Below are 25,851 nucleotides of genomic sequence, written 5' to 3'. Positions count from 1 at the left end.
GAGGATTGCCTTTACAGGGGATCTGTCGTCTGGCGAATCGGCAACACCACCCGAAACGTCGTGCCTTTGCCCACTTCGCTGTTCACTGAAATGGTCCCGTGATGCTTCTTCACAATGCCATACGACAGGGACAGCCCCAGGCCTGTACCTTCGCCCACCGGCTTGGTGGTGAAGAACGGGTCGAAGATTTTCTGCACGGTCTCCGGCGCGATCCCGCAGCCGGTGTCCGCCACTTCCAGCCAGACCTGGTCGCCCTCCACGCCATTGCTGAGGGTGATGGTGCCGCGTTCCGGGCCCATGGCCTGGGCGGCGTTGATCACCAGGTTCATCACCACCTGATTGAGCTGCGAGGCCAGGCATTCAATGTCCGGCAGCTTCTGGAAATGCTTGACCACATCGGCCTTGTACTTGAGTTCGCTGGCGACGATGTTCAGGGTTGAGTCGATACCGTGTTGCAGGTTTGCCCACTGCCATTTCTCGTCGTTGTCGACCCGCGAGAAATCCTTCAGGTCCTTGACGATCCGGGCCACGCGGCCAATGCCGTCCTTGGATTCGTGGATCAGAATCGGAATGTCTTCCTTGAGAAACTCCAGGTCCATGGCCTTGCGCAGGCGTTGCAATTGCGCCAGGCATTCACCGGGCGCGAGGGCTTCTTCGGCCTGCTGATAGGCGTCGAGCATCTGTTGCAACTGTTTGAAGTAGCCGTCCAGGGTGCTCAGGTTGGAGGAGATGAACCCCACCGGGTTGTTGATTTCATGGGCCACGCCCGCCGCGAGCTGGCCCAGGGACGCGAGTTTTTCCGACTGCACCAACTGGCTTTCCAGTTGCTTGCGCTCATCGATTTCCAGCTGCAGCGCCTGGCTGGTCAAGGTCAATGCATGGGTACGTTGCTCCACCAGATGCTCCAGGTGACTGGTTTGCAGGGACGCACGTCGGGCCATGTCCCATTTGGCGGCCAGGGTGTTAGCCATCTGTTGGACTTCGATGTTGTCGAAAGGCTTTTTCAGGATCAGCAGGCGGTCATGGCCCTGCAGCCGAAACAGCAGTTCTTCCCAGGAGTAATCGGAGTAGGCGGTGCACACCACCACTTGCAGTTGCGGGTCGACTTTCCATAATTCTTCGATGGTTTGCGCGCCGTCCCAGCCCTGAGGCATGCGCATGTCGACAAAGGCCAGGGCGTAGGGACGCTCTTGTTGCATGGCTTGGCACAGCAACTGCAATCCTTCCTGGCCGCCGTAGGCCGAATCCAGCTCAAAGGCCAGGGCCTGGGGTTTGGCGCTGTCGCCGAAGAGCGCAGTTTCCATCTCATCCAGTTCGTGGTTCGCGTCGACGGGCGGCATCAAAATCTTGCGAAAGTCCTCGTGAATCGACGGGGTGTCATCGATCAATAAGATTCGCCGGTTTGGTGGTTTATTCATGCTCAAGTCCGTGCGGGATCAAGGGGGATGAGCAAGGTGAACAACGCGCCTTTGCCCGGGCCATCGCTGTGGGCAGTCAGGCGGCCCTTCATTTCCAGGGCCGCCAGGGCGCAGCTGTGCAGGCCAAAGCCGTGGCCTTCCTTGCGGGTGGTAAAACCGTGGGTGAAGATTCGCGTCATGTTTTCTGCGGGTATGCCTTCGCCCTCGTCCCTGACGCTGATCTGCAAGGTGCCGTCGTCCAGCGGCAGCACCGTCAGGGTCATTTGCCGGGTGCGGTCGGTGAGGTTGGACATGGCGTACTTGGCGTTGCTGATCAGATTGACCAGGATCAGCAGCAACCGATGCTTGTCGGCCATGATCTCGGGGACGTCGTGGTAGTTCTTGACCACGGTCACATGGTGGCGGCTCAGGGCCCCGGAATTCATGCGCAACGCATCCTCCATCAAGGCGCTGATATGCACCGGCTCCAGCAGTGTGGATGCGCCGGCGTAGGACTGCTGGGTGGAAACAATGTCCTTGATGTGGTCGACGCTTTTGCTCAGTTGCGCCAGTTCCTCGGTGAGGCCCTGCTGTTCAGTGGCGATGGCGTCGACCAACTGGTTCAGGTAATCGGGCAACAACTTGCCTTTTTCATTCTCGGTGAGAAAGGTCCCCAGGTCGCGGCGGTGCTCGTTGATCAACTGCATGGCCTTGCCCAGCCCCAGCGCCTTGCTGGTGCGCAGCTTGCGCGTCACCAGCTCGGCGGAGATATTCACGCTGTTGAGTACGTTGCCGACGTTGTGCAGCACGTTGGTGGCAATTTCCGCCATGCCGGCCTGGCGGGCGCTGTCCAGGAGTTCACCCTGGGCATCCTTGAGTTCCCGGGTACGCTCCTCGACGCGTTGCTCAAGGTTTTCGTTGACCACATGCAAAGCCCGGTTGACCCGGTTGATCTCGGCGAAACTGCGCAACAGGCGAATCGCCAGGTACAGCAGCAGTGCCACCAACAAGGTCGAAAACACCAGCAGGTAGCGATGGTATTTCTGGTCGAGCAGGTCGGCGGCCGCCTGGTCCTGGTTGAGCTGGTTGGTCAGGTCGTCCAGATGATCGGCCAGCGGCACGGCGGCGATGCGTTCGAGCAGGTCGTTGACCACGGGCTGTTCCCGCAGGATCAGCGAAATATGCTTGCTGAGAATCTCCACCGGCACCTGGAACGACTCGGGCAGGCTCAGTTTGTTGATCGCCAGTTTGTTCAGGCCCACCAGAATGTCGGCGGCCTTGTCGTCGCTGGTCACCTGGGCGAATTCGAGGCTGCTCAGGAGTACGTCGTAGGTGTCGGTGGCGATGCTTTGCTGAAGCAGCTTGTCCCCGTCGGTGAGTGCCAGGAACTGCGCCTGAATATCGTCTTCGGCCGTGGGCAGGAAGGCCAGAGAGTTGCGCAGTACCGCATTGTGGGACTTGAATTGCTCCACCAGCCGGGCCTTTTCCTGGATTGCCTGGCGATAGGCATCCTGGCTGGATTGCCAGTGGGCCGGGTCTTCGTGAGTGTTCTGCGACTCGCGGCGCTCAAGCTGGGCCCACAGGTCGTTTATCTCTTTGAGGGGGGCGACCAAGGGGTCGTAGTTGTGGGTCAGGGCAATCCTGGCCTTGAGCACTTCGCTGTCCCATTGTGAGTTCAGTTGCTTGATTTCGCGGATCAGGTCGCGGGATTCGGTGTAGGTGGTCTGTTCGCTCGATGACTTGAGGTACAGGAATACCAGGGTCGAGGCCAGTATCAGGGTCATGGCGCTGAGCATGAGCTGGGTGGCGCGGCGGGAGAGCTTCATAGGGGCTTGCCTGCCCATTCGCCGGTCAGGGTTTTCAGAAACAGCACGATCAGGGTCTTGTCTTCAGCGGAGGGAATGCGCCCCAGCTGGTACTTGAACATCACGTCGACGGCTTCTTCGAGGGTCTTGGCCGAGGCGTCGTGAAAGTACGGGGCGGTGACCGCCACATTCCTCAGGCTGGGCACCTTGAACACGTTGCGGTCTTCCTCGTCCTTGGTCAGCAGGTAGCGTCCCAGGTCGGCTTCGGTGGGGTTGCCACGGGCTTTGAAGTAATCGTCCATCACGCCGAATTTCTGGTACATGTTGCCGCCGATATTGGCGCCCTGATGGCAAGCGATGCAGCCGTACTCCTTGAAACGCTGGTAGCCGTATTTTTCTTCAATGGTGAGGATATCGGTGTTGCCCAGCAGGTATTGGTCGAAGCGCGAATTGGGAGTGAGCAGGGTACGTTCATAGGTCGCCAGGGCATTTTGCACCGTGGCGGGCGTAATGCCGTCGGGGTAGACCTGTTGGAAGGTGGTCTGATAGTGGGGCAGCGCCGACAAGGTCTGGATCACGGTTTTCCAGTCGTTGCCCATTTCCAAGGGGCTGGTGACCACTTGTTCGACCTGCGCCTCAAGAGTGTCGACCCGTGCGTTCCAGAATTGTTTGAAGTTCAGGCTCGCGTTGAACACGGTCGGGGTGTTGAGCGCCACGGGCTTGCCGTCGAACCCCAGGGAAAACGGCTGATTGTCGACGCCGCCGGTTTGCAGGTCATGGCAGCTGGCGCAGGACTTGGTGTTGTTGACCGACAGTTGTGTTTCGTTGAACAACTGGCGCCCCAGCTCCACCGTTGCCGGATCCAGTTGCGGTATCGGTGGCAGCGGCTTGAGCGGTTCGTCCAGGGGCGCGGCCATCACAGGCAGGCAGGTCGCCAGCCAAAACAGGATGGCGAGCCCGGGCACCCATGAAGACCGGTGAACATTGCGTGGCGTGGCGTCGCTCAAGCGATGATTCCTTGGGGAAGAAGGTTATTGGCTGGGCATCAGGGTGCGCTGTCCGGCTTGCATGAACTTGGCGAATTCATCGGCGGCCACGGCTTTGCTGAACAGGAAACCCTGGCCTTCTTCACACTGGTGAGCCCTGAGGAAGTCCAGTTGCTCAACCGTCTCCACGCCTTCGGCAATGATGTTCAGGTCCAGGCTTTTACCCAGGCTGATAATCGCGCTGATCAGTTGTGCGTCCTGAGTGTTTTTACTCAAGCCACGAACGAACGATTGATCGATTTTCAGCACATCAATGGGAAAGCGCCGCAGGTAGCTGAGGCTGGAATAACCGGTACCGAAATCATCCACCGCCAGGCGCACCCCCATGGTCTTGATCGCGCGTAAGGTAACCAGGGTCTCCTCGACGTTTTGCATCAGCACACTTTCGGTAATCTCCAGCTCCAGCAACCCCGGCTTTAGGTGGGTGCGCTCGAGGATGGCCGCCAGGTTGGCGACAAAATCCCGCTGGCGAAAATCGATGGCCGAGATGTTCACTGAAATACAGATCGGGGCCATGCCGGCTGCCTGCCAGGCTTGCGCTTGCTCGCAGGCCTGGCCCAGCACCCATTGGCTCAGGAGCACGATCAGGCCGCTGTCCTCGGCCACTGGGATAAAGGCAGACGGGTAGACCCAGCCGTGATCGGGCTGGTACCAGCGAATCAAGGCCTCCGCACCGACAATTCGCCCGCTGTTCAAGTCCAGTTTCGGTTGGTAGTGCACGACAAACTCGTTGCGTTGCAGGGCCAGCCTAATCGCGGTCTCCAGGCTTTGTTGTTCCTGGGCGTGGCGGTTCATGTCATCGATGAAAAAGCTGAAGTCATTCGGGCCGTGATCCTTGGCGGCGTGCATGGCGGTTTCGGCCTTCTTGATCAATTCCACAGCGCTGAAACTGTCATTGGGGTAAATGCTGATGCCCAGGCTGGCGGTGACGCTCAGGTCGTGGCCGGCCACGTAGCGGATGTGGCTGACCACCTTGAGGACTTTCTCGGCGATGTGCTGGGTTTGCTGGGGATGATGAACGTCGTTGAGGATCAGCACGAACTCGTCGGAGCCGTAGCGAAACACCGAGTCCGACTCGCGCACTGTCGCCACCAGGCTTTGGCTGACTTGCTTGAGCACTTCATCGCCCACTGGGTGGCCCAGGGCGTTATTGATGCGCTTGAAGCGGTCCAGTCCGATAAACATTACCGCCAGCTGGGTGTCATGGCGCCGGCAAGCGGCGATGGCCTGGGTCAGCCGGTCCCCCAGCAGTGTGCTGTTGGGCAGGTCAGTGAGGGCGTCGTATTGCAACAGGTGCGAAACCTTGAGCAGTTCCTGCACCCGCTCCTCCACCGTACGTTCCAGGCCCATCAGCTTGAGGGCGGCATCCTGTGTGAGCTGCCATTTCCAGGTCAGGGCACTGGCCATCTGGCGGATTTCGAGGTTGTCGAAGGGTTTTTTCAGGATCAGCAGTTGGTCGTCGTATTTGAGGCGCGCTTCGATAGCTTCAAAGGAATAGTCGGAGTAGGCCGTGCACAAGGCGATTTGCAGGTGGGGGTCGATCGCCCACAGTTGCTCGATGGTCTCCAGTCCGTCCCAGCCCGGCGGCATGCGCATGTCGATAAAGACCAGGGCGTAGGGGGTGTTGGCTGCCACGGCCTTGGTCACCAGGGCCAGCGCTTCCTCGCCTTGATAGGCCGAGTCCAGCAGGAACGTCTGGCGCACGGCAGGGGCGGTGCCGAACAGAGTCTCTTCTATGCTGTCCAGGGATTGGCCGCCGTTGGTGTCGGCTTCGAGGATCTTGCGGAAGTCTTCGTGGATCGACGCGGTGTCGTCGACGATCAGGATCCGCCGATTGGCCCTCGCGGAGCGCGGGTTCACGAGCGGTTCCGGGAGGCGCTCAACTGCATATTCTGGCGCATGTGGCTTCCTTACCTTGAGTGCATCGGTAAACAGGGGCGGTCATGGGCTTCTTGCCACAAGCATAGTCGGCTCCCTTGAATAAGTCGGCCGGTTGGCGTCAAATCAACGCCAGTTACCCCCGCATTCATCTAGCGCCCAATGCATCTGCAAGTACAGCGATTGATGACGACGGGCCGCAATGGTGCAATTTTGTGTCATTGAGAGGAGGTGTCGCCATGGACGAGCAACTTGCAACGACTGCCCCCTACACCCCCACGATTTTGCTGGTCGACGACGAAGAGTCGATTCTCAACAGCCTTCGCCGTTTGCTGCGCGGCCAACCCTATGACGTGCTGCTGGCCGGCAGTGGCGCCCAGGCCCTGGAAATCATGGCCGCGCGGTCCATCGACCTGGTCATGACCGACGCCCGCATGCCGGCCATGGACGGCGCGATGCTGCTGGCCGAGACCCATCGGCTGTACCCGGCTACCACGCGCATCCTGCTGACCGGCTACGCCGACATGAGCATGATGATCAAGGCGATCAACGAAGGGCAGATCCACCGCTACATCAGCAAACCCTGGAATGACGAGGAAATGCTCCTGATCTTGCGCCAGTCCCTGGAGCACCAGCATTCCGAGCGCGAGCGGCTGCGCCTTGAGCAGTTGATCCGCGAGCAGAACGACCAGTTGAAAGCGCTTAATGCCACCCTGGAAAAACGCGTGGTGGCGCGCACTTCCGAGCTGCAGCAGACCGCCGACATGCTCGACCTGGCCTACGATGAACTCAAGCGCAGCTACGTGACCGGTACCGAGGTGTTTTCGCTGCTGGCCAACCTGCGGCTGCCCAAGGAAAAACAGACCAACCGCCAACTGATCGAACTGATCCGCGTGTACTGCAAGTTCCAGCCCATGGACGAAGCCAGCGCGCGCGACCTGACCATGGCTGCCGCGCTCTACAACATCGGCAAGTTAAGCTGGAGCGATAGCATGATGGTCTCTCCCAGCGACCTGCTGCACAGCACCGACCGTGAGCGCTACCGGGCGTATCCGACCCAGAGCGAATCGTTGCTGATGACCCTGGAACCGATGAAAGACGCGGCGCGCTTGATCCGCCATCACCAGGAACGCTGGGATGGCACTGGCTTTCCCGACCACCTCAAGGGCGACGCAATTCCACTGGGCTCGCGCCTGTTGAAACTGGCGGTGGATTTCATCGAACTGCAACGCGGCTTGATCCTTGAGCGGCAGATGAACAGCGACGAAGCGCTGCTTTACATCCGTAAATATGCCGGGCGCCTTTACGACCCGGAGATGGTGGAAGACTTCATCCAGGCCTGCGCGGCGTTTCTCAGTGACGTGACCCTGGGCGATCCGTCGGTCAAGGTCCTGACCACCCGCGAACTCGCCGAAGGCATGGTGCTGGCGCGCAACCTCAACGCCGACAACGGCATGCTGCTGCTCAACGCCGGCAAGGTGTTGAACCTGCCGCTGGTAGACAAGCTGATTGCGTTCGAAGCCATGGAAGGGGCGAAGTACAGCGTGTTTATCAAGGAGCCGGATGAGGCGCTGCTTTCGGGTTGATGCCGGTTCATGGGATCCTTGCGCCTTTGTATTCAAGGCGACCTTCCCATGACCTCCACCATTCGCATCGCCGCCGCCCTGCTGATCGGCAGCGACGGCCAGACCCTGCTGGTACGCAAGCGCGGCACCCAGGCCTTCATGCAGCCAGGCGGCAAAATCGATGCCGGCGAGCAACCTGCCGAGGCTCTGGCCCGTGAGCTGCACGAAGAACTGGGCCTGCGGATTGACCCGGCGGCAGCGGTGTACCTCGGCCAGTTCTCGGCGCCGGCGGCGAATGAGCCGGGGTTTGTGGTGCAGGCCGAGTTGTTCCAGGTGCACATCGACGTGGCGGTGACACCGGCTGCCGAGATTGAAGAGGTGCGCTGGATCGACCCGGCCGGCGACGGCGGTTTGCAGCTTGCGCCGCTGACTCGTGACTTGATTCTACCGTTCTACCGTTCCTCTCTAACGGGTGCCTGAAACTGTGGCGAGGGAGCAAGCTCCCTCGCCACAGGTATCCGCTATTTATCAGCGTACGGCGCTGACGCCGTCCAGGGTCGAAAACGAAGTGTCCTTGGCCGTCAGCAGAAAATCACGCATGTACGGCGCGTCCAGCATGTCGGCGCGAATCCCGGCGTACAGCGTGGCAAACAAACCTTTCTCTCCCAGCCGCTTGGCCTTCACATAGCCCCGGGAGCTGTATTCATGCAGCGCCCAGTGGGGCATGCCGCACACGCCGCGACCGCTGGCCACCAACTGCATCATCATCACCGTCAGTTCCGACGTACGCACCTGGGCCGGCTCCACGTCGGCCGGTTCCAGGAAGCGGGTGAAGATGTCCAGGCGATCACGTTCCACCGGGTAGGTGATCAAGGTTTCGCTGATCAGGTCTTCGGGCACGATGTAAGGCTTGTTCGCCAGCGGGTGCTGGTTGGCCACCGCGAGCATGGCTTCGTAGGTAAACAGCGGCACATAGGTGATGCCCGGCAGTTCCAGCGGATCTGAGGTCACCACCAGGTCCAGGTCGCCACGGGCCAGGGCCGGCAACGGCGCGAAGGCGAAGCCGGAGGCCAGGTCCAGTTCCACTTCGGGCCAGGCGTCGCGGAACTGGTCGATGGTGGGCATCAGCCACTGGAAACAGCTGTGGCATTCGATGGCCATGTGCAAACGCCCGGCCGTGCCGCCGGCCAAGCGTGCGATGTCGCGTTCGGCGCCGCGCAGCAAGGGCAGGGTGGCATCCGCCAGTTGCAGCAGGCGCAGGCCAGCGCTGGTGAAGCGCAGTGGCTTGGTCTTGCGCACGAACAGCTGCATGCCCAGGCGTTCTTCAAGCTCCTTGAACTGGTGGGAGAGCGCTGATTGCGTCAGGTGCAGGCGCTCAGCGGCCTCCACCAAGCTGTCGGCTTCGCGCAAGGCGTGCAGGGTCTTGAGATGGCGGATTTCGAGCACGGGGTCTCCATGAATATAACTTGTGACAAATTCGGATCGGTTGAGTTTGTCTCATGTTGTTATGCCTGTCGACCGTCGTGCTCAAGTCGCGCCGCCTTCACACCCCGGCAAAGTGCCGGGTGGCCAGCGCTCGCCCGATATTGCCGCGCCAGATAGGGTCGACCGTGGCCCCGGCTTGCGCTTGGGCGACTTGCCATTGCAAACCCAGGTTGCGCTGCTCGGGAATCTTCAAGTGGGCCTTGGTGAACTCGTCGAACTGCGCCCCGACCTTGTCGTAATGAAAGTGCGCATACCACAGGGTGGCGGGCGGCGTTTGTGTCAGGTCCTGAACCACGTATTCCTGAAGAAAATCCGCCCGCCCTTTCTTGCCTTCATTGAGGTTGCGGGCCGGCTCGCCCTTGCGGATCTCCACCACCCGCTGTTCGCGAAGATAGTCCAGATAGCCTTCGGTGGGGGTTTTGCTGGCGAGGGTCTGGCGGATTCGCAGGTTGCGGCCTTTGATGGTCAGCTCCGCGGCCTTGGCCCGCAGCTGGCTCACGAGGTCTTCGGTGGGGTCCAGGCGTTCCAGGCGATTGGCCCGCAGGTTCAACTCGGCCGCTTCGCTGACCAGCAGGTGTTCGAGGTCCACCGGCAGCATTTTTTGCTCGGTGTAGGCGATGGCGCGGCTTTCGTACTGCGCGACGTTGTCGAGGCGAGTCCTGGCTTCGCTTAGCACGAACGGCTTGACGTTGGACTCCGGAGGCGCAGGTTCCGAGGCAGCACTGTCCTTGAGTCGGGATTTGCCGCCGGGGCCCTTCACCCAGGTCTCGGCGCGCCCTCTGGCGCTCTCAACCCGGTAAGTGGTGGCTTGGGTTTGCGGGTCGATGCTCTCGGTGCCCACCAGGGAAATATTGTCCTCGGTGTCGAATACCCGCCGCACAGGTTGCCCGGCCGGTGGGCGGCTTGCCGGCGACTCCTTGATGGCGCGGCGAGCCAGTTCGATCATCTGGTCGATGTCGCCGAAAAACGCGCTGAGTTGGGCCTGGTCGAAATGCTGCGGGTAACCGAGGTTCCAGGTGCGGATGGTCAGCCGGAATTGTTCATAGGCCTGTATGCAGTCTTCCAGCACCTTGCGCCGCTGTGTGATGTTGGCGCTGGCGTTGGGCAGTTCAAAATGCGAAGCCCATGCCCGGTTGACTTTGGCGTAGCTGTCCCGGGCCTGGGCCCGCAAGTAGAACCAAGACAGCTCGGCAACTTCGGGGTAAGTCTCAAGGGTATCGAAGCGGTGTAACAATTTCAGGTGCGTGCGGTAGCTGTCATTGAGCGTACGTCGGAATTGCTCCAGCATCGGGCTTAGCCGGGTACGGTGGGCGGCATCGGTTACCTGATCGAACCAGCGGTTGAACTGGGAAAAGTCGGCATCGATCCGGTCCAGGTCACGCAGAATCTCGCTGCTGATCCTTTTACGCTGCCGCAGGATCTCCAGCATGGCGGGAATGATTGCCAGGGTGTCGAAAACCTCGGGGGAGATGGCGGTCATGTTATGGGTTCCAAGCTCCAGGACCCGTGCCTCGATCTGCTTGAAGTGATAGCGCGCCCGGTTCAGGGTGGTCAGGGTCAGGCGCGCCGCATTGCGGCTGATGTCCTCTCTGATCGCGCGCTGGCGGTTGCCGCTGGTAAAGGGCACGAACTCCGTCAGTTCCTGATACTGGCGGCTGTAGAGCTCGATGTCCTGCTCGAAGGATCTGCGGATCGCCGGGCCTGCGCTGTCGGTGCGGGCCATCAGTTCTTCGGTTCGGTTAATGGAGAGCGCGATCAGGTCTTCGCGGCTGTTGATACTGTTGGCCAGCGCCTGTTGGCGGCGCAGGGCGCGGTCGGTCCACCAGCGCGGCAAGTAATCACGGATCGACTGGGGCCAGATCGGATCAAGCACTTCGGCCATATGCCCGAGCACGCTGCCGCCACCCGCCAGGCCACCCTTGAATGCGCTGCCGTAGACGCCGTAGTGAGTGTCCCATTCGCCGTTTTCATCCAGGGCAATCGGCTGCTTGTAGGTTTTGCTGCGGGTCGGGCTCAGGCGCCAGTCCAGGGGATCGCCGGCCAGCTCAACCTGGTAGATGCGCCCGCGCCGCACGATGAAGTCGCCTTCGGTATGCCGGTACACGTTGCGATAAAAACCGTGGGTTTGAGGTTGCAGCCCGGCCAGCGAGATCACCCCTTCGTATTCATAACCGGCGAAACGCTGTGCCGCCCGACGAGCCTGGGTGACCGAGGGCAGGTGCAGGCTGGCGGCGCTGCTGGCCAGATGGCGCAATTGGCGCTGGCGCGTGGCGGCGCGGGCGTTGACCGGCAAGGCGAGGCTGCCCGGCAGAATGTCCATGGCGCAGTCGATCAGCGACAACAGCACCGCCTCGACCTCGGCCAGGCCATGGCCGACATTCCCGCGCAGGAACGCGGCAGTGGCCAGGTTGGCACTGGACCAGGCGTCATACAACGCGACGACCGAGCCCACGAAGGGCACCAGCCCCAGGGCGATTTTCAGGTAGTTGAAAATCAGCCCGGCGCGCAGCGCGTTCTGCTCCAGCAACAAGGCCGCGTTGGAGCGCGATGTCGCGCGATGCGCTTCTATGACGCGGCCCATATGGGCGTTCAGCAAATGGGCGGCCAGCGACGTGGTGGCCGGCCACGGGGTTCCGACGGCAAAGATCGGATCAAAATTCCGTTGCTGGGCCTGGGCGATCCGGGCGAGGTGGGCGGCGGTGTTGCCCTTGATGGCCAGGCCGGCCAGGTAGGCGCTCATGCCGCTGACCAGGCTGAGGTCGTAGAGCGCCTTGCGGGCCAGTTCCAGGCTCGGGTAACGCCGCAGGTCCTGGTTGTCCGGGCTGTTTGGCAGGTACAGCAGGGTTGTGCCGGAGATTTGTTCCTGGATGAAGGTGGCCCCCGACAGGGTGGTCGGACCGAAGTCGGTATCTTCACCGCCCGCACTCAGCGTGGCGGGCAGCAGCACGATTTTCTTGCCCTGCGCCTGCCAGGCACCCGCGTTGTCGGCGTCGATGGCGATGTTCAGCAGCCGCAGATCGTTGTCGTCGAATCGCCCCAGCGCCCGGGCGCGTTTACCTTGCAGCATGAGCATCAGGCGCAGCGGCTCGGTCAGGCATTCGCGACGGTGCTGGGTGGTGAAAGGCGCCGCCGCGGGATCACCGAGGAAGGTGCGGGTGATCAAGCTTTCGTAGGCCCCGGCGAGGTCGAGTTCCTTGACCAGGGTCTTCAGGTACTCCAGGGACAGGCCGGTGGTCAGCCGGGTGGTTTCAAGGGCATTGGGGCCGGTGACATCGAGCTTCATGTAGGTCAGGCGCTGGGCCAGCGTCGGGTCGATGTTTTGCTGGGCCAGTTGCAACAACGACAGGGTGCTGCGGCGGGTACTGGGCACCGTCACATACTTGAACGGTGTACCCGGGCCCGCGTATTCGGACAGGTATTCGCGCTCCTGGCTGACCGCGTCGGGCAGGTCCAGTTGCACCGACCAGGCGTGTTCAAGCTGGAAGTCTTCGCGCAGGCGCTGGTCCAGGCGGCGCTGGCCGAAGTCGTCGAAGGGTTCCAGCTCGCGCTCGAGCAATTGCTGCGAGCGATGCAGGGCGCTGATCTGCGCGTGTATCAGGTGCTTGAGCGCCAGGCGTTCATCTGCCGGCAACTGGCTCAACTCCCCAGGCAATGACGCGGCCAGGGTGGTGCTGCGTTGTTGTTCGAGCAGTTGTCCGTACGCCAGTTCGCGCGCCGGGCACACCGGGGTTTGCAGGGTAAACAGGGTTTGCTCTTTAAGTTTGTCCAGGCCTCCGGCCCGCTCCTGGGCGAACGGAGGCACCGGGAAGAGGGAGATCAGCGCATACGCCTGTTGTTCGCTGGCGTACAGCTGCTGTTGCAACGAGTATTCAATCGGGTCGCCGGTCAGCAGCGACAGTTGCAGGGTGACGCCTTGCGCTTCGCTCGACAGCTTGAACAGCGAGTGTTCCAGGGCTTGGCGGGATTCGAAACGCTGCAGGCCCCCTGCATTGCCGGGCCAGTACAGCAACAGGCTGTGGGGCGCCGCAGAGCTCAGGGCGCTGGTCTGGGTGATGAGCAACAGGCCTGTCAGCTCCTCGGGACCTTCCCTTGGGTCACGGCTGGAGAGTATCAGGCGGGTCACCGCGACAGCCGGGCGGCGTTCCGGGGCCGCGGGGTGTTCCGTGACGGCCAGGAGCAGGCGGTGTTCCTCATCGCTGATCTGCTGGAGCGCATGCTGGATGGCGCCTTCGGCGCGCAGGGCGGCGAGCCGCGCCTGATAGAGCGCGTCATAGTCCGGGTTGGGTTTTTGCCGCAGCTCAAGTTGATCGAAGGCGGCTTTTTTGGCCAGCAGGCCGCTGGCGGCATCATTGCCGGCCTGCTCTGCGTCTTTCAGCGCTTGCATCAAACCCTTCAACTGCGCCAGCCGGGCGGTTTGCTCAGGGCCATCGCCCAGGAAGCGTTCCAGTGCGCAGCGTTGTAGTCTGATCGCGGCCCAGCGTTGGCCCAAGGCAATGTCGGCGCTGAGGTGGCCGAAGGGCAGGGCAGGAGGCAGGTCGTCAGCGTCCGGGCCGGGCGTATCTGCCAGTTGATGCGGTGCGATAAGCATCGGGATTTCCCGGCGCTGGCTGTCCAGGCGGTCGGCATCATCCAGGGCGTGGCTGGCGTAACGGGCCAGGTCACTGCCATTGCGATGACGGTTGCGCAGGCTTTCCAGCTGAGCCGCGTGCAGGTGCGACAGCAGGTCCAGAATGCCGTGCTCCAGGGGTTCGGTGCGCGAGCTGTATTCGAAGGTGACAGCGTCAGCCGCAACGTCCGGCGGGATCAGTTGCTGATGCGCTGCGACCAGCCACTGCTCCATGTCGCTGCGTTGGCTGAAGACCATCACGCCGGGTTGCCGGCAGGGCAGGTACAGGGTTTGTGTCGACAGCGGCTCCTGGCCCACGGAGATGACCCAGGCACCAGCCAATTTGACCTTGCTCTGGTTGGGCAGCAGCAACGCCAGCTGGCAGGTCTCGACGGGGCGTACGCCATTGGTGGGGGTGACCGGGTTGAGCACTGTCTGCAACGAGATCAGTTGTTGGGCACTCAGCCTTCCCTGGGCATAGGCCGATTGCCCGCAGGCTTCGAAATGCTGGCAGTACAGTTGTGCCGCCCGCTCGCGACGGGACAACGGCGTACCCGGCGCCCGGGTACTCCAATAGTTCTCCCAGCGGGCGCTGAGCAATTTCCCCAGGCCCAGTGCCTGGAGCCGTTTGAGCAATTGCACGGGCGTGAGGGCTGACAGGCGGTGGGACGCCAGGCCGACTACGGTGCTGCGGGCATCCAGAGTGGGCGAGATGTCTGGAAACTGGCAGATAAATCCCCAGGCATCCACCAGGCTGACGAAGTGCTCGTCGTGATCTTCGGTCTTGAGAAAACCCAGGCCGACCGGTGCGGCGCCCAGTTGCCAATGCTCTGTGAGCAGTTGTTCGATGGAGTCGCGTACGCCGGGCGCCTGGGCGACCAGTTGATGCAGCTCCTGTTGGCTTTCGCGCCAGCGCGCGGAGGCTTGCAAGGACAGGCTTTGGTCCTGGAGACGGGCCTGGCCTGGAAGCGACGGTGAGGCGAAGTCGCTCAGGGTGGCAGACGGGGGAAGTAGGGTGAGGTCACTCATGATGGTGTGTTCATGCTCTGGTGAGACCGGGCTTGCCGGTGAATGCACCATTAAAGAGGCGGGGCCAGGGCGTGAGGTGATAGATAGATACGCGGATGACCGTTGGGCGCCCTTCATCAAACTGTCACTGAACTGTGGCAGCGCGCTTGTACAAACTTCATCAGACTCGCGCTCTACTGGGGTTCTGCGTTTCGGTGTTTTTCATGCGCGTGTTTTTTTTCATGGCCGCTCTGTTATTCGGCCTGCCGTCCTTTGCGGCTTCTCGATGTGATGTGAATGTTCCGACTGAACGGGTCGATCTGGAACAGGTGAGCCTGGCCTACCAGAGCATTGGTCGCGCCTCCGACCCAGCCTTGCTGCTGGTAATGGGCCTGGGCGGGCAGTTGATTCACTGGCCGGACGAAGTGGTGGTGGCCCTGTGTGAGCAGGGCTTTCGGGTGATTCGCTATGACAACCGTGATGTGGGCCTGTCGACCTGGCGCCAGGCACCGGCCAGCGCCAACCTGACGTTCGAAGTGCTGCGCTACAAACTTGGCCTTCCAGTGGCGGCGCCCTACACCCTGACCGACATGGCGGACGACGCACTCGGCCTGATGGACGGCTTGCATATCCAGCAATTCCACGTATTGGGCGCAAGCATGGGCGGCATGATCGCCCAGCACCTGGCGGCCATGGCGCCGCAACGGGTGGAAAGCCTGACCCTGATCATGACCAGCTCCGGCGCCGAAGGCCTGCCGGCACCGAGTGCGGCGCTGGTACAACTGTTGTCGCGCCGCAGCGCGCCCAATCGTGAAGTGGCCCTGGAACAACAGGCCGACCTGCTGGCGGCGCTGGGCAGTCCTTATGTGAAGGATGATCGCAAGGTGCTGTTGCAGCAGGCGGCGCAGTCTTACGACCGGGCGTTCAATCCTGACGGTGTGAAGCGCCAGATCATGGCGATCCTTGCCGAACCGAGCCGGGTGCCGTTGCTCAACCAGCTGCGGGTGCCGACCCTGGTGGTGCATGGCACTGCCGACCCGCTGCTGCCGGTGATGCATGGGGTGCACTTGGCGGCGCATATCCAGGGCAGCCAGTTGCGGCTGATCCCTGGGCTGGCCCATCGTTTCCAGGAGGCGTTCAAGGCGCCGTTGCTGGCGGCGGTCTTGCCCTATTTGCAAGAGCATCGGCAGGATGCGGCGCATTGGGCGCAGATCGACACGGTGGTACCTGCGAAGGTTTTGTAAGGGCTTGACGGGGTGTATCGTGGGACCTTTCCGGCGTTTAATGCCAGCGAGGTTGCCTAGTCATGAGTACTCCCCTGAAAATCGATTTCGTCAGCGACGTGTCGTGTCCCTGGTGCATCATTGGCCTGCGTGGCTTGACCGAGGCCCTGGACCAACTGGGTCCGGAGGTGCAGGCCGAGATTCATTTCCAGCCTTTTGAGCTGAACCCGAACATGGCTGCTGAAGGGCAGAACATTACCGAGCACATCACCGAAAAGTACGGTTCCACGGCTGAGCAGTCCCAGGCTAACCGGGCGCGGATTCGTGATATGGGTGCGGAGTTGGGTTTTGCGTTTCGTACCGACGGGCAGAGTCGTATCTACAACACGTTTGATGCGCATCGTCTGTTGCATTGGGCGGGGCTTGAGGGGTTGCAGTACAACCTTAAGGAAGCGCTGTTCAAGGCGTACTTTACGGATCAGCAGGATCCGTCGGATCACGGGACGTTGGCGGGGATTGCCGAGGGTGTCGGGTTGGACCGGGTACGGGCTGAAGCGATTCTGGCTTCGGATGAATATGCCGCCGAGGTGCGGGAGCAGGAGCAGTTGTGGGTTTCTCGTGGGGTGACTTCTGTGCCTACGATCGTGTTCAACGATCAGTATGCGGTGAGTGGCGGGCAGCCGGCTGAGGCTTTTGTTGGGGCGATTCGGCAGATTATCAGTGAGGCTGGCAGGGGGTGATGGGGGCATATCCGTTGCTGCGGTAACGGCCTCCTATGGTTCCGCTCTTACAGCGGGTCACTTTTGAAAAGCGCAAAAGTAACCAAAACGCTCTGCCCCGCCTGTCGGCACCTCGCTTAGGCTCGGTGTTCCCTCACTCCGGCATTGCTCCGCGGGCCGCCGCGACGGGCCATCCATGGCCCGGCGCGGCTAAACCGGCGTCCTGCCGGTTTACCCGCTCCGCACTGCCTGCGTTCGGCCTCGGGCTTATTGGGGCAGTCAGATCAAAATCAAAAGCAAGAGCACAGCGGCCTCCCGGCCGGCTTGAGTGTTAAAAGCAAAGACAAAATCCAGAGCGAAAGCCAAATCTGAAGCTGATGCAGCTCTGCTTTTCTGTGGGAGCTGGCTTGCCTGCGATGCAGACACCTCGGTTCTTCAGATACACCGAGGTGATGCCATCGCAGGCAAGCCAGCTCCCACATTTGACCGTGCCCGCTTTAGATTTTGATTTTGCTCTTCAACACTCAAGCCGGCCGGTAGGCCGCTGTGTTCTTGCTGTTGATCTTGCTTTTGATCTTGATCTTAGGCGCCCCGTTAAACCACGCTGGCCGAACGCAGGCTTTGGAGCGTGGGTAACCCGGCAGGACGCCGGGTTAGCCGCGCTGGGCCATGGATGGCCCATCGCGGCGGCCCACGGTCCAAAGCCGGAGTGAGGGCACACCGAGCCTAGGCGAGGTGCCGAGTGGTGGGGCAAGAGCGTTTTGCTTACTTTTGCGCTGTTCAAAAGTGAGCCGCTGTAAGAGCGGAACCATAGGAGGCCGTTACCGCAGCAACGGATATGCCCCCCCCAGCTCAATCAAACTTGTAGCTGATAGCCCCCTGCACCTGCCCCTGATTCACATCCCCGGTCTCCTTGACGATACTGCTATTGGCCGCCGACCCCACCAAGTGAATCCAGCTGGCACTGGTCAACAGCGACCACTTCGCATCCAGGGGAAACTCAAAACTCTGCGTCAACGTCAGGTTCTGAAACCCGGCACTGGCGTTGTACGGCCGAAACCCCGAAGCCGCAGCCTCATTGGCATCCACCCCAAAAAACGTCTGCGCCTGCCGAGCATCGGCGAAATGCGCCATCAAACCGGTGCTGCCGATAATCCCGCGGCCCATCGGATACCCCAACTCCCCGCCGAGCTTACCCACCACCCCACTTTGATCATGCCCACCGCCCACGGCCTGACCCACCTGTGCATACACCCGCCAGAACTCAGCCGGAGCGTACTGAATGAACCCCCCAACCTCCGCCATATCCGGAACGTCCCGCAAGCCCCGCAACGAACCGTTCGCCGTCCGCCCCGGCAAGTAGTTGATATAAGGCCCGGCAGTAAAGCCATGGGTATTGAGGGCACTCCAGGTCAGCCCATCGTCGCTACCCAGGCTGACACTCCCCCAATCCAGGTCGAAATAAGGAATCGGCTGCGTTTCGTAGCGGCTGCCCGTCGGATCATGGGGTTGATAGCTGACGCCCACGCCCGCTTCACCGGTAATCCCGTCCGCCAGCGCCGCGCTCGAAACACTCCACAGTCCAAATAAACCGGCAAATACAGCAAAAGTAACCCTGAACATGAAGCCATATCCTTTTGTGAACATGCGCGCATGAACGCGCAAACGCCCTGCCTTAGGCAAGCACTCATCTAGGTTGTAGCAAGCTACAAAAATTGTAGCCGGTTTCGACACAACTACACGTCGATACCCGCCAAACCCTTTGAAAACGGGGGATGGTGGCACTTGGCACGCTCTATGCTCTATCCCCTGCAAGCGCAACAGCGCGTTCCTACTTCATAGGTAAATGCAGATGATCCAATGGCATATCGTGTGTGACTTCGACGGGACCATCACTCCCACCGACGTCATCGACAACGTCCTCCAACGCTTCGCCGGCCCAGAGTGGGAAACCATCGAGCAGGAATGGCTGGATGGGCACATCGGTTCGCGCGAATGCCTGAGCCGTCAACTGGCGCTGATCAAGGCAACCCCGGCCGAGTTGCTGGCGTATTTCGACAGTGTGGAGATCGACCCGGACTTCCCGGACTTCGTCGACCATGTCATGGGCCTGGGCGCTTCCATTGAAGTGGTCAGCGATGGCATCGAACAAGGCATCGCGCGGATTCTGTCGCGCAACTATGTGACCTTGCTGCCAATCCTCGCCAACCGCCTCCGCCAGGTCGACCAGAACAGCTGGCGCATCGACTTCCCGTATTCCAGCGACGCCTGCCGTGCTGCTTCCGGCAACTGCAAGTGCAAGTCCACGCCGCGCAACAAGCGCGTGCTGGTGATCGGCGACGGCAAGTCCGACATGTGCGTGGCCTCCACCGCCGACTTCGTCTTCGCCAAGGCCAGCCTGGCCGATTACTGCGAAACCAACAACATTCCTTACGCGCGGTTCGACACCTTCGCCGAACTGCCGGCATTGCTGGCCAAGCTGCCTCAGGGCATCGCCGCCAACGCCAACGCTTTCAGCACCTCTTCCGACAATCAGGAACTCTTCCACCATGTCTGATATCCGCATCGCTACCGCAGAAGACCAGGTTCTTCTGGATAAAGAAGCCAAGTACTGCTCCTACGGCGATACCGTTCACTACATCGACCCTCCGCGTATTTTCAGCCGTTGCGAAGGCTCCTACGTGTGGGACACCGAAGACCAGGCTTACCTCGACCTGCAAATGTGGTACTCGGCCGTTAACTTCGGTTACGCCAACCCGCGCCTGAACAACGCGCTGAAACAGCAGATCGACACCCTGCCGCAAATCGCCAGCCAGTACCTGCACAAAGGCAAGATCGAGCTGTCGGAAATGATCGCAGTCGACGCCAAGAAAAAATTCGGCCTCGACGGTCGCGTGCACTTCAACGTGGGCGGTTCGCAGTCCATCGAAGACTCCCTGAAGGTTGTGCGTAACGCCACCAACGGCAAGAGCCTGATGTTCGCCTTCGAAGGCGGCTACCACGGCCGTACCCTCGGCGCTTCGTCGATCACCTCGAGCTACCGCTACCGTCGTCGCTACGGCCACTTCGGCGAGCGCGCCAACTTCATCCCGTTCCCGTACCACTTCCGTGGCCCGAAAGGCATGACCAAGGAAGAATACGGCAGCCACTGCGTGCAGCAGTTCGCCCGTCTGTTCGAAACTGAATACAACGGCGTGTGGGACCCGAAAGTCGGCCAGAGCGAATACGCGGCCTTCTACGTCGAGCCGATCCAAGGCACGGGCGGCTACGTAATCCCGCCGATGAACTTCTACAGCGAGCTCAAGCAGGTCCTCGACCAGCACGGCATCCTGATGGTCGTCGACGAAATCCAGATGGGCTTCTGGCGTACCGGCAAGCTGTGGTCGATCGAACACTTCGACGTCAAACCTGACGTGATCGTCTTCGGCAAGGCACTGACCAACGGCCTGAACCCGCTGGGCGGCATCTGGGCCAAGGAAGAGTTGATCAACCCTAAGATTTTCCCGCCAGGCTCCACTCACTCCACCTTCGCGTCGAACCCGTTGGGCACCGCGGTAGGCCTGGAAATGTTCAAGATGACCAGCGAAGTCGACTACGGCGCGATGGTCATGGCCAAGGGCAAATACTTCCTGGCCGGCCTGCAAGAGCTGCAGAAGCGCTTCCCGATCATCGGCGACGTCGATGGCCTGGGCCTGGCCTTGCGCTGCGAAATCTGCGGCCCGGACGGTTTCACTCCGGACAAGGCGACCCTGGACTACATGGTCGAGGAAGGCATGAAGGGCGACATGGTGGTTGACGGTCAGAAACTCGGCCTGATCCTCGACGTGGGCGGCTACTACAAAAACGTGATCACCCTGGCTCCATCGCTGGAAATCAGCTACCCGGAAATCGACCTGGGCCTGAAGCTGCTCGAGCAACTGCTTGTGCGAGCGACCAAACGGTGATCAGCCACGAGATCGACCTCGGTGAAGGTGATGCCGGCTTCGTTCTCGGTAGCGGTCCGGTCGGGATCCTGTTGATCCACGGCCTGACGGGCACCCCGACGGAACTCCGTCGGGTGGCCCAGGGTTTGGCCAAGGCCGGTAACTGCACGGTGTACGTGCCGACCCTGGCCGGGCACTGCGGGGACAACAGCGACCTGCAAGCCACTGGCTGGCAGGACTGGTACGAGGGCGTACGCAAGACGTTCGTTGGCGTGAAACAGCGTCACGAGCAGGTGTTTGTCGGCGGTCTGTCGATGGGCGCGGTGATGTCGATGTACGTGGCGTCGCAGTTCCCGGGCCAGGTCGCGGGCTTGTTGATGTACTCCACCACGTTGAAGTACGACGGCTGGAGCATCAACAAGATGGCATTCATCACGCCCTTGCTGATCCGCATTCCCTTCGGTGTGCGCCTGTTCCGTTTCACTGAGAAGCCGCCCTATGGCATCAAGAACGAGCGCCTTCGGGCGATCGTCGAGCGGCAGATGAAGGAAGGGGAGAGCAGCGAGGCGGGGCTGTTGACCATGGAGGGCGTCACGGTGCGTGAGTTGCACTGGATGAACGCCGTGGTGAAGAAACTCATGCCGTCGATCAAGACCCCGGCCCTGGTGCTGCACTCCATCGAGGATGACATCACCAGCCGCTGGAACGCCGATTACGTGGAACGCCACCTCGGCGGCCCCGTGACCAAGATCCTGCTGGACAACTGCTACCACATGATCACCGTCGACCTGCAATACCGCCGGGTGATCGAGTTGAGTGCCGAGTTTGTCGAGCAACACGCACATGCCACAGAGGCTCCTGAAGATTATCGACAGTTGGCTTGAACCCTAAGGATCAGACGTGATTACCGCCCAAGCCTTTTCGACCATTCGGGCCATCGAACGCAGTGCCTGGAACGACTGTTTTCCCGATGCCCTGGAGGATTGGGACTATTACGTGGCCGTGGAAAATGCCGCTATCGATGATTTTCAGTGGCGCTATCTTGCGGTGTTTGACGATGCAACGCTGGTAGCGGTCGCGCCGGCGTTCATCACGCGTTATCGCCTCGACACGACAGTGTCGGGCGTAGGTAAGCGCTTTACCGAGCGCCTGGAGCGACTGTGGCCGGGTGTTTTGAAGTTGGGCCTGTATGCCATCGGTTCGCCGGTGGCAGAACAGTGCAATGCGGGTATCGCCAGCCACGTTCCCGAATCAGGGCGCGAGGCGTTGCTTGCGCAATTGCTCGCTGCCGCGCGCCAGGATGCCGATACATTGGGTGTTGGGCTGGTGGCGGTCAAGGACGCACCGACCAAGGATGAAGCCTGGTCAAACAGCTGCCTTGGCGCGGGCTTCCAGAGCATGCCCAGCCTGCCAACGGCTTTGTTGCCAATCCCTTTTGGTTCAGTGGACGCCTACCTGGGTTCCCTGGACAAAGCCACCCGCAAGGACTTGCGCCGCAAACTGCGTGCGCCAAGCCCTCGCGTTGAGTGGCGACGTAATATCGACGATGTATTGCCGCGCATCATGGCGTTGTATGAGGCCACCCTGGAACGCTCCGACCTGCAGTTCGAGCGACTGCCGGCAGGCTATTTCACCGGTATCCTTGAACAGCTGCAAGAACGTGCGGTCTGTGTGCTTTATTGGGTGGACGAGCAACTGGTGGCGTTCAACCTGATCCTGCTCAACCAGGATCGCCTGATTGACAAGTTTTTCGGCGAAGACAGTGATTACAGCCGCGAATACAACCTGGCCGTGCGCAGTTGGCTAACCAATGTCGAGTACTGCATTCGCAACAATATTGCGTTATATGAATGCGGTCAGGCCGGCTATGCCAGCAAGCTGCTGCTGGGCTGCGAGTTTCAGGGCAACAGCATGTTTTTCCGCCACCGTAACTGGCTGGTCAACCGTGCGCTGTTTGTAGCAAAAGTGTTTCTCCGACCGGATCGATCCGACCCTGCCATGGCTGCTGCGATAAGCGAAACCTGATGATCAACAAGACCCGCCCAAAAGCCCGCCCCTTTGCCATTTCGCGTTGGAGCGTCCAGCGCAAGCTGGTGTTGGCGTTCTGGCTGGTCACCGTGATTCCGACGATGATCGCGGCGGAGCTTGCCGCGACGACGTTGTCGCAGATTTTCGACAGCAACGTGCGTATCTGGCTGCAGGAATCGACCAAGATCGTCAAGGACGAGATCGGCGACATCCTCCACGACAACGCCCGGGTCGCCCAGCTGTTCCTGCGCTACACCAAACCGCCTTCTTCGCGCCAGGCCGCCAAGCACGACAAGCTGACCGCCGACATTGCCGCCGCCACCGACATCGACGTGGTCGCGTTGATCCGCAGCAGTGACCACAAGATCGTGTTCACCACCGCCGCCGACGACATCGTCAAGCAAATCAACCTGGCGAGTAATGCGGTGTTGCAGACAGTCCAGGTGGCGGGCGTGACCACGGGCGTGGTGGTGTCCACTTTTGAAACCAGCGAGGACGGTGTCGACTATCAACTGCTGGTGGCCACGTACCTGGACAGCAGTTTCCTGACCAGTGTGGCCGATGTGCACTCCCTGGACCTGCGTTTGTACCTGGCCAACCCCAGCGGTTTCTCGGAGATTTTCTCCACTCAGCGCTTCGTCGATCACCCCAACCGGATTCCTTCGAGTATCGAAGCCGCGCTGCGCAGTACCAAGCAGCCCAGCGAACAGTTCACCAGTAACTACAGCGGTTTGTACTGGCCGATCTTCAATGATGCCGGCGAGCTGCAAGGGGTGATCTTCAGTGGCTTGCTGCGGCACACCAGCCTGGTGGGCCTGGTGAACCAGAGCAATCTGTTCGTGTTGATCTTCCTGCTCAGCTCGGCGCTGTCGCTCGGTGCCGGCATGTTGGTGTCCCAGCGCCTGACCCGGCCGTTGCGGGATCTGTCCGAAGGCGTCAGTGCGGTGATCTCGGGCAACTATCAGCACCGTGTGGCGGTCAGCGGCGGCGACGAGCTGGCGCAACTGAGCAGCACCTTCAACCACATGACCGAGCGCCTCGGTGAGTTGCATCACCTGGAAGCGCAGCTGCGCCGCCGTGACCGCCTGCATGCCCTGGGCGAAGTGGCCATGGGCCTGGCCCACGAAATTCGCAACCCGCTGGGCATTATCAAGACCGCCACCCAGTTGCTGCACCGCCGCGCCGATTTGCCGGAAACCGACAAGCGCCACCTCGAATACGTGATCAGTGAGGTCAGCCGAATCAACGACCTGATCACCGAATTCCTCGACTTCGCCAAACCCAGCGCGCCGTTGCGCACTGTGCAAGCGGCACGGCCGGTGGTGGAGGAGATCCTCGGCTTCTGCGGGCCAGAGTTGTCGACCCATAACATCGACGCCCATATCGATGACCAGGCCCCCGGCGCGACGATCTACGCCGATGCCAAGCAGCTCAAGCAGGCGTGCCTCAACCTGATTCTCAACGCCATCGATGCCATGCCCGAAGGCGGCCGCCTGACCCTGGGCATCCGCAGTGTGAATGGCAACACGGTGATCAGCATCGCCGATACCGGCGAGGGCATTCCGTCGGACATGATCGAGCGGATCTTCACGCCATTCGTCACCACCAAGGCCTCGGGTACCGGCTTGGGTCTGGCCAAAGTCTTCTCGATCATGGAAAGTCATGACGGCAGCATCGAATGTGTCAGCGAGAAAGATGCCGGCGCCACCTTCAGCCTGTACATTCCGGCTCAGGGTGCAGACGACGGCGATGATGAGGATGGTGATGACGCATAACGTATTGGTAGTCGATGACGAACCCAAGCTCTGTGACTTGCTCTCGTCGGCCTTGAGCCAGAGCGGGATCCAGGTGTTTACCGCCGGCAACGGCCTGCACGCGCTCAAGGTGCTGGAGCAGGAAGACATCGACCTGGTGATCAGCGACTGGCGCATGCCCGGCATGGACGGGCCGGCGCTGCTGGCGGAAATCAAGGTGCGTTACCCCCACCTGCCGGTGATCGTGATGACCGCCTACAGCACCGTGAAAAACGCGGTGCAGTCGATGCGCAACGGCGCCTACGACTACATCGCCAAGCCGTTCGACATCGACGAGCTGGACATCACCGTGGCCAAGGCCCTGCAGTTTCGCGACATCATGCGCGACAACGCACGCATGCGTGCCGAACTGGATGAGCAGGCGCAGTTCGACAGCCTGGTGGGCGACAGCCCGGCGTTTCGCCGCGTGCTGCACGCCGTGGACTCGGTGCGCGACAGCAACGCGACGGTGCTGCTGACGGGCGAAAGCGGCACCGGCAAAGAGATGGTCGCCCGTGCCATCCACAAACACGGCAACCGTGCCGACAAGCCGTTTGTGGCGGTCAACTGCGCGGCGATTCCAGAAGGCTTGCTGGAAAGCGAGATGTTCGGCCACCGCAAGGGCGCCTTCACCGGCGCCGTGGCGGACCGGGTCGGGCGCTTCCAGCAGGCGGACAAGGGCACACTGTTTCTGGATGAAGTGGGTGACATGCCGTTGGCGCTGCAGGCGAAAATCCTGCGGGCCTTGCAGGAGCGGGTGATCGAGCCGGTGGGCGACCCGCGGGAGCGCAAGGTGGACGTGCGGGTGATCGCCGCCACCAACAAGAATTTGCTGGATGCGGTGGCGAACAAAGAGTTTCGTGAAGACCTTTACTACCGTCTCAATGTATTCCCGATTCCGCTGCCGGCCCTGCGTGAGCGAGTGGAAGACATTGCGCCGCTGGCTCGGCACTTTGCCCAGACCTTGAGTGCTACGGCGGGTAAACGCATCACCGGTTTTAGCCCTGAGGCATTGCAGGCCATGGCGGCGTATTCCTGGCCGGGCAATATTCGCGAGCTGCAGAACTGTGTGGAGCGGGCGACCATCGTTGCGGCGACGCCGGTGATCGAGGACATTGATTTGCCGGCGTATCTGTTTGCTTCGAAGCCTGCTGAGGATGGGGTGGGCGCGATACTCAGTAACGGGCCGGGGGTGCCGCACGACCTGGATGCGGCGCTGGCCGAGGTGGAGAAGGCATACATCATGGCCGCGTTGCAGGAGAGCAATGGGGTGCAGGCTGCGGCGGCGCAGAAGATCGGGATTTCTGAGCGCAGTTTTTGGTATCGGTTGAAGAAGCTGGGGATTCAGGTGGACAAGATTGTTCGCTAGGGGGCG

At 61.1% G+C, this 25,851-nt stretch carries 17 protein-coding genes; 10 read left to right on the top strand and 7 right to left on the bottom strand.

Going from position 1 to position 25,851, the window contains the following annotated elements:
• Positions 1 to 11 precede the first annotated feature (11 nt).
• The 4 genes from JFU58_RS05985 to JFU58_RS05970 form a co-directional block, all read right to left on the bottom strand.
• Positions 12 to 1,418, bottom strand: coding sequence for an ATP-binding protein (locus tag JFU58_RS05985; protein WP_201140062.1), 1,407 nt, complete (start codon positions 1,416 to 1,418; stop codon positions 12 to 14).
• Positions 1,419 to 1,420: 2 nt separating this feature from the next.
• Positions 1,421 to 3,223 carry a DAHL domain-containing protein gene (locus JFU58_RS05980; protein WP_201140061.1) on the bottom strand — a complete coding sequence of 601 codons (1,803 nt, stop codon included), beginning with the start codon at positions 3,221 to 3,223 and terminating at the stop codon, positions 1,421 to 1,423.
• A complete protein-coding gene (locus JFU58_RS05975; RefSeq protein WP_342215214.1) occupies positions 3,220 to 4,167 on the bottom strand; it encodes a cytochrome-c peroxidase in 948 nt (315 codons plus the stop codon). Before JFU58_RS05975 ends, JFU58_RS05980 begins: the two co-directional genes overlap by 4 nt.
• 66 nt (positions 4,168 to 4,233) lie before the next feature.
• Positions 4,234 to 6,108 carry an EAL domain-containing protein gene (locus JFU58_RS05970; RefSeq protein ID WP_201140059.1) on the bottom strand — a complete coding sequence of 625 codons (1,875 nt, stop codon included), beginning with the start codon at positions 6,106 to 6,108 and terminating at the stop codon, positions 4,234 to 4,236.
• Between the two features lie 257 nt (positions 6,109 to 6,365).
• On the opposite strand from JFU58_RS05970, the gene JFU58_RS05965 reads away from it, so the two are divergent.
• Positions 6,366 to 7,712 (top strand): HD domain-containing phosphohydrolase, encoded by a 1,347-nt coding sequence (locus tag JFU58_RS05965; protein WP_201140058.1) that lies wholly within the window; start codon positions 6,366 to 6,368, stop codon positions 7,710 to 7,712.
• 48 nt (positions 7,713 to 7,760) lie between these two features.
• A complete protein-coding gene (locus tag JFU58_RS05960; RefSeq protein ID WP_063027392.1) occupies positions 7,761 to 8,171 on the top strand; it encodes an NUDIX hydrolase in 411 nt (136 codons plus the stop codon).
• 48 nt (positions 8,172 to 8,219) lie between these two features.
• Here JFU58_RS05960 and metR read toward each other — a convergent pair whose 3' ends face one another.
• Both metR and JFU58_RS05950 read right to left on the bottom strand, forming a co-directional pair.
• On the bottom strand, positions 8,220 to 9,137 hold the full coding sequence (gene metR / locus JFU58_RS05955; protein ID WP_017480097.1) for a transcriptional regulator MetR: 918 nt from the start codon (positions 9,135 to 9,137) through the stop codon (positions 8,220 to 8,222).
• 97 nt (positions 9,138 to 9,234) lie between these two features.
• The gene (locus tag JFU58_RS05950; protein WP_201140057.1) at positions 9,235 to 14,811 is read right to left on the bottom strand and encodes a dermonecrotic toxin domain-containing protein; all 5,577 of its coding nucleotides are present in this window, start codon (positions 14,809 to 14,811) and stop codon (positions 9,235 to 9,237) included.
• Positions 14,812 to 15,014: 203 nt separating this feature from the next.
• Between JFU58_RS05950 and JFU58_RS05945 the strand changes: the two genes are divergently transcribed.
• Both JFU58_RS05945 and JFU58_RS05940 read left to right on the top strand, forming a co-directional pair.
• The gene (locus tag JFU58_RS05945) at positions 15,015 to 16,034 is read left to right on the top strand and encodes an alpha/beta fold hydrolase (RefSeq protein ID WP_017480099.1); all 1,020 of its coding nucleotides are present in this window, start codon (positions 15,015 to 15,017) and stop codon (positions 16,032 to 16,034) included.
• A 62-nt stretch (positions 16,035 to 16,096) separates the two neighbouring features.
• Positions 16,097 to 16,753: a DsbA family oxidoreductase gene (locus JFU58_RS05940; protein ID WP_063027398.1), complete on the top strand. Its 657-nt coding sequence runs from the start codon at positions 16,097 to 16,099 to the stop codon at positions 16,751 to 16,753.
• An 831-nt stretch (positions 16,754 to 17,584) separates the two neighbouring features.
• Here the strand turns inward: JFU58_RS05940 and JFU58_RS05935 are convergent.
• Complete coding sequence (locus JFU58_RS05935) at positions 17,585 to 18,355, bottom strand: MipA/OmpV family protein (protein WP_063027400.1); 771 nt, start codon at positions 18,353 to 18,355, stop codon at positions 17,585 to 17,587.
• A 229-nt stretch (positions 18,356 to 18,584) separates the two neighbouring features.
• Between JFU58_RS05935 and JFU58_RS05930 the strand changes: the two genes are divergently transcribed.
• Genes JFU58_RS05930 through JFU58_RS05905 form a run of 6 tightly spaced genes read left to right on the top strand, consistent with a single transcriptional unit; the run spans position 18,585 to position 25,845 of the window.
• Positions 18,585 to 19,289 carry an MtnX-like HAD-IB family phosphatase gene (locus tag JFU58_RS05930; protein WP_026078301.1) on the top strand — a complete coding sequence of 235 codons (705 nt, stop codon included), beginning with the start codon at positions 18,585 to 18,587 and terminating at the stop codon, positions 19,287 to 19,289.
• Complete coding sequence (locus tag JFU58_RS05925; RefSeq protein ID WP_003216473.1) at positions 19,282 to 20,676, top strand: aspartate aminotransferase family protein; 1,395 nt, start codon at positions 19,282 to 19,284, stop codon at positions 20,674 to 20,676. Before JFU58_RS05930 ends, JFU58_RS05925 begins: the two co-directional genes overlap by 8 nt.
• A complete protein-coding gene (locus JFU58_RS05920; RefSeq protein ID WP_063027402.1) occupies positions 20,673 to 21,539 on the top strand; it encodes an alpha/beta hydrolase in 867 nt (288 codons plus the stop codon). Before JFU58_RS05925 ends, JFU58_RS05920 begins: the two co-directional genes overlap by 4 nt.
• Positions 21,540 to 21,555: 16 nt before the next feature.
• On the top strand, positions 21,556 to 22,680 hold the full coding sequence (locus tag JFU58_RS05915; protein ID WP_017480104.1) for a GNAT family N-acetyltransferase: 1,125 nt from the start codon (positions 21,556 to 21,558) through the stop codon (positions 22,678 to 22,680).
• On the top strand, positions 22,680 to 24,458 hold the full coding sequence (locus tag JFU58_RS05910; RefSeq protein ID WP_063027404.1) for a sensor histidine kinase: 1,779 nt from the start codon (positions 22,680 to 22,682) through the stop codon (positions 24,456 to 24,458). Before JFU58_RS05915 ends, JFU58_RS05910 begins: the two co-directional genes overlap by 1 nt.
• A complete protein-coding gene (locus JFU58_RS05905) occupies positions 24,448 to 25,845 on the top strand; it encodes a sigma-54-dependent transcriptional regulator (protein ID WP_093205484.1) in 1,398 nt (465 codons plus the stop codon). The genes JFU58_RS05910 and JFU58_RS05905 overlap by 11 nt, the downstream gene beginning before the upstream one ends.
• Positions 25,846 to 25,851: the final 6 nt, after the last annotated feature.

The sequence above is a fragment of the Pseudomonas sp. TH34 genome (assembly GCF_016650865.1).
GTDB classification, from domain to species: Bacteria; Pseudomonadota; Gammaproteobacteria; order Pseudomonadales; family Pseudomonadaceae; genus Aquipseudomonas; species Aquipseudomonas yamanorum.
The sequence above is the reverse complement of the archived record's forward strand: the minus strand, read 5'-3'. Positions and strand labels throughout refer to the sequence as shown.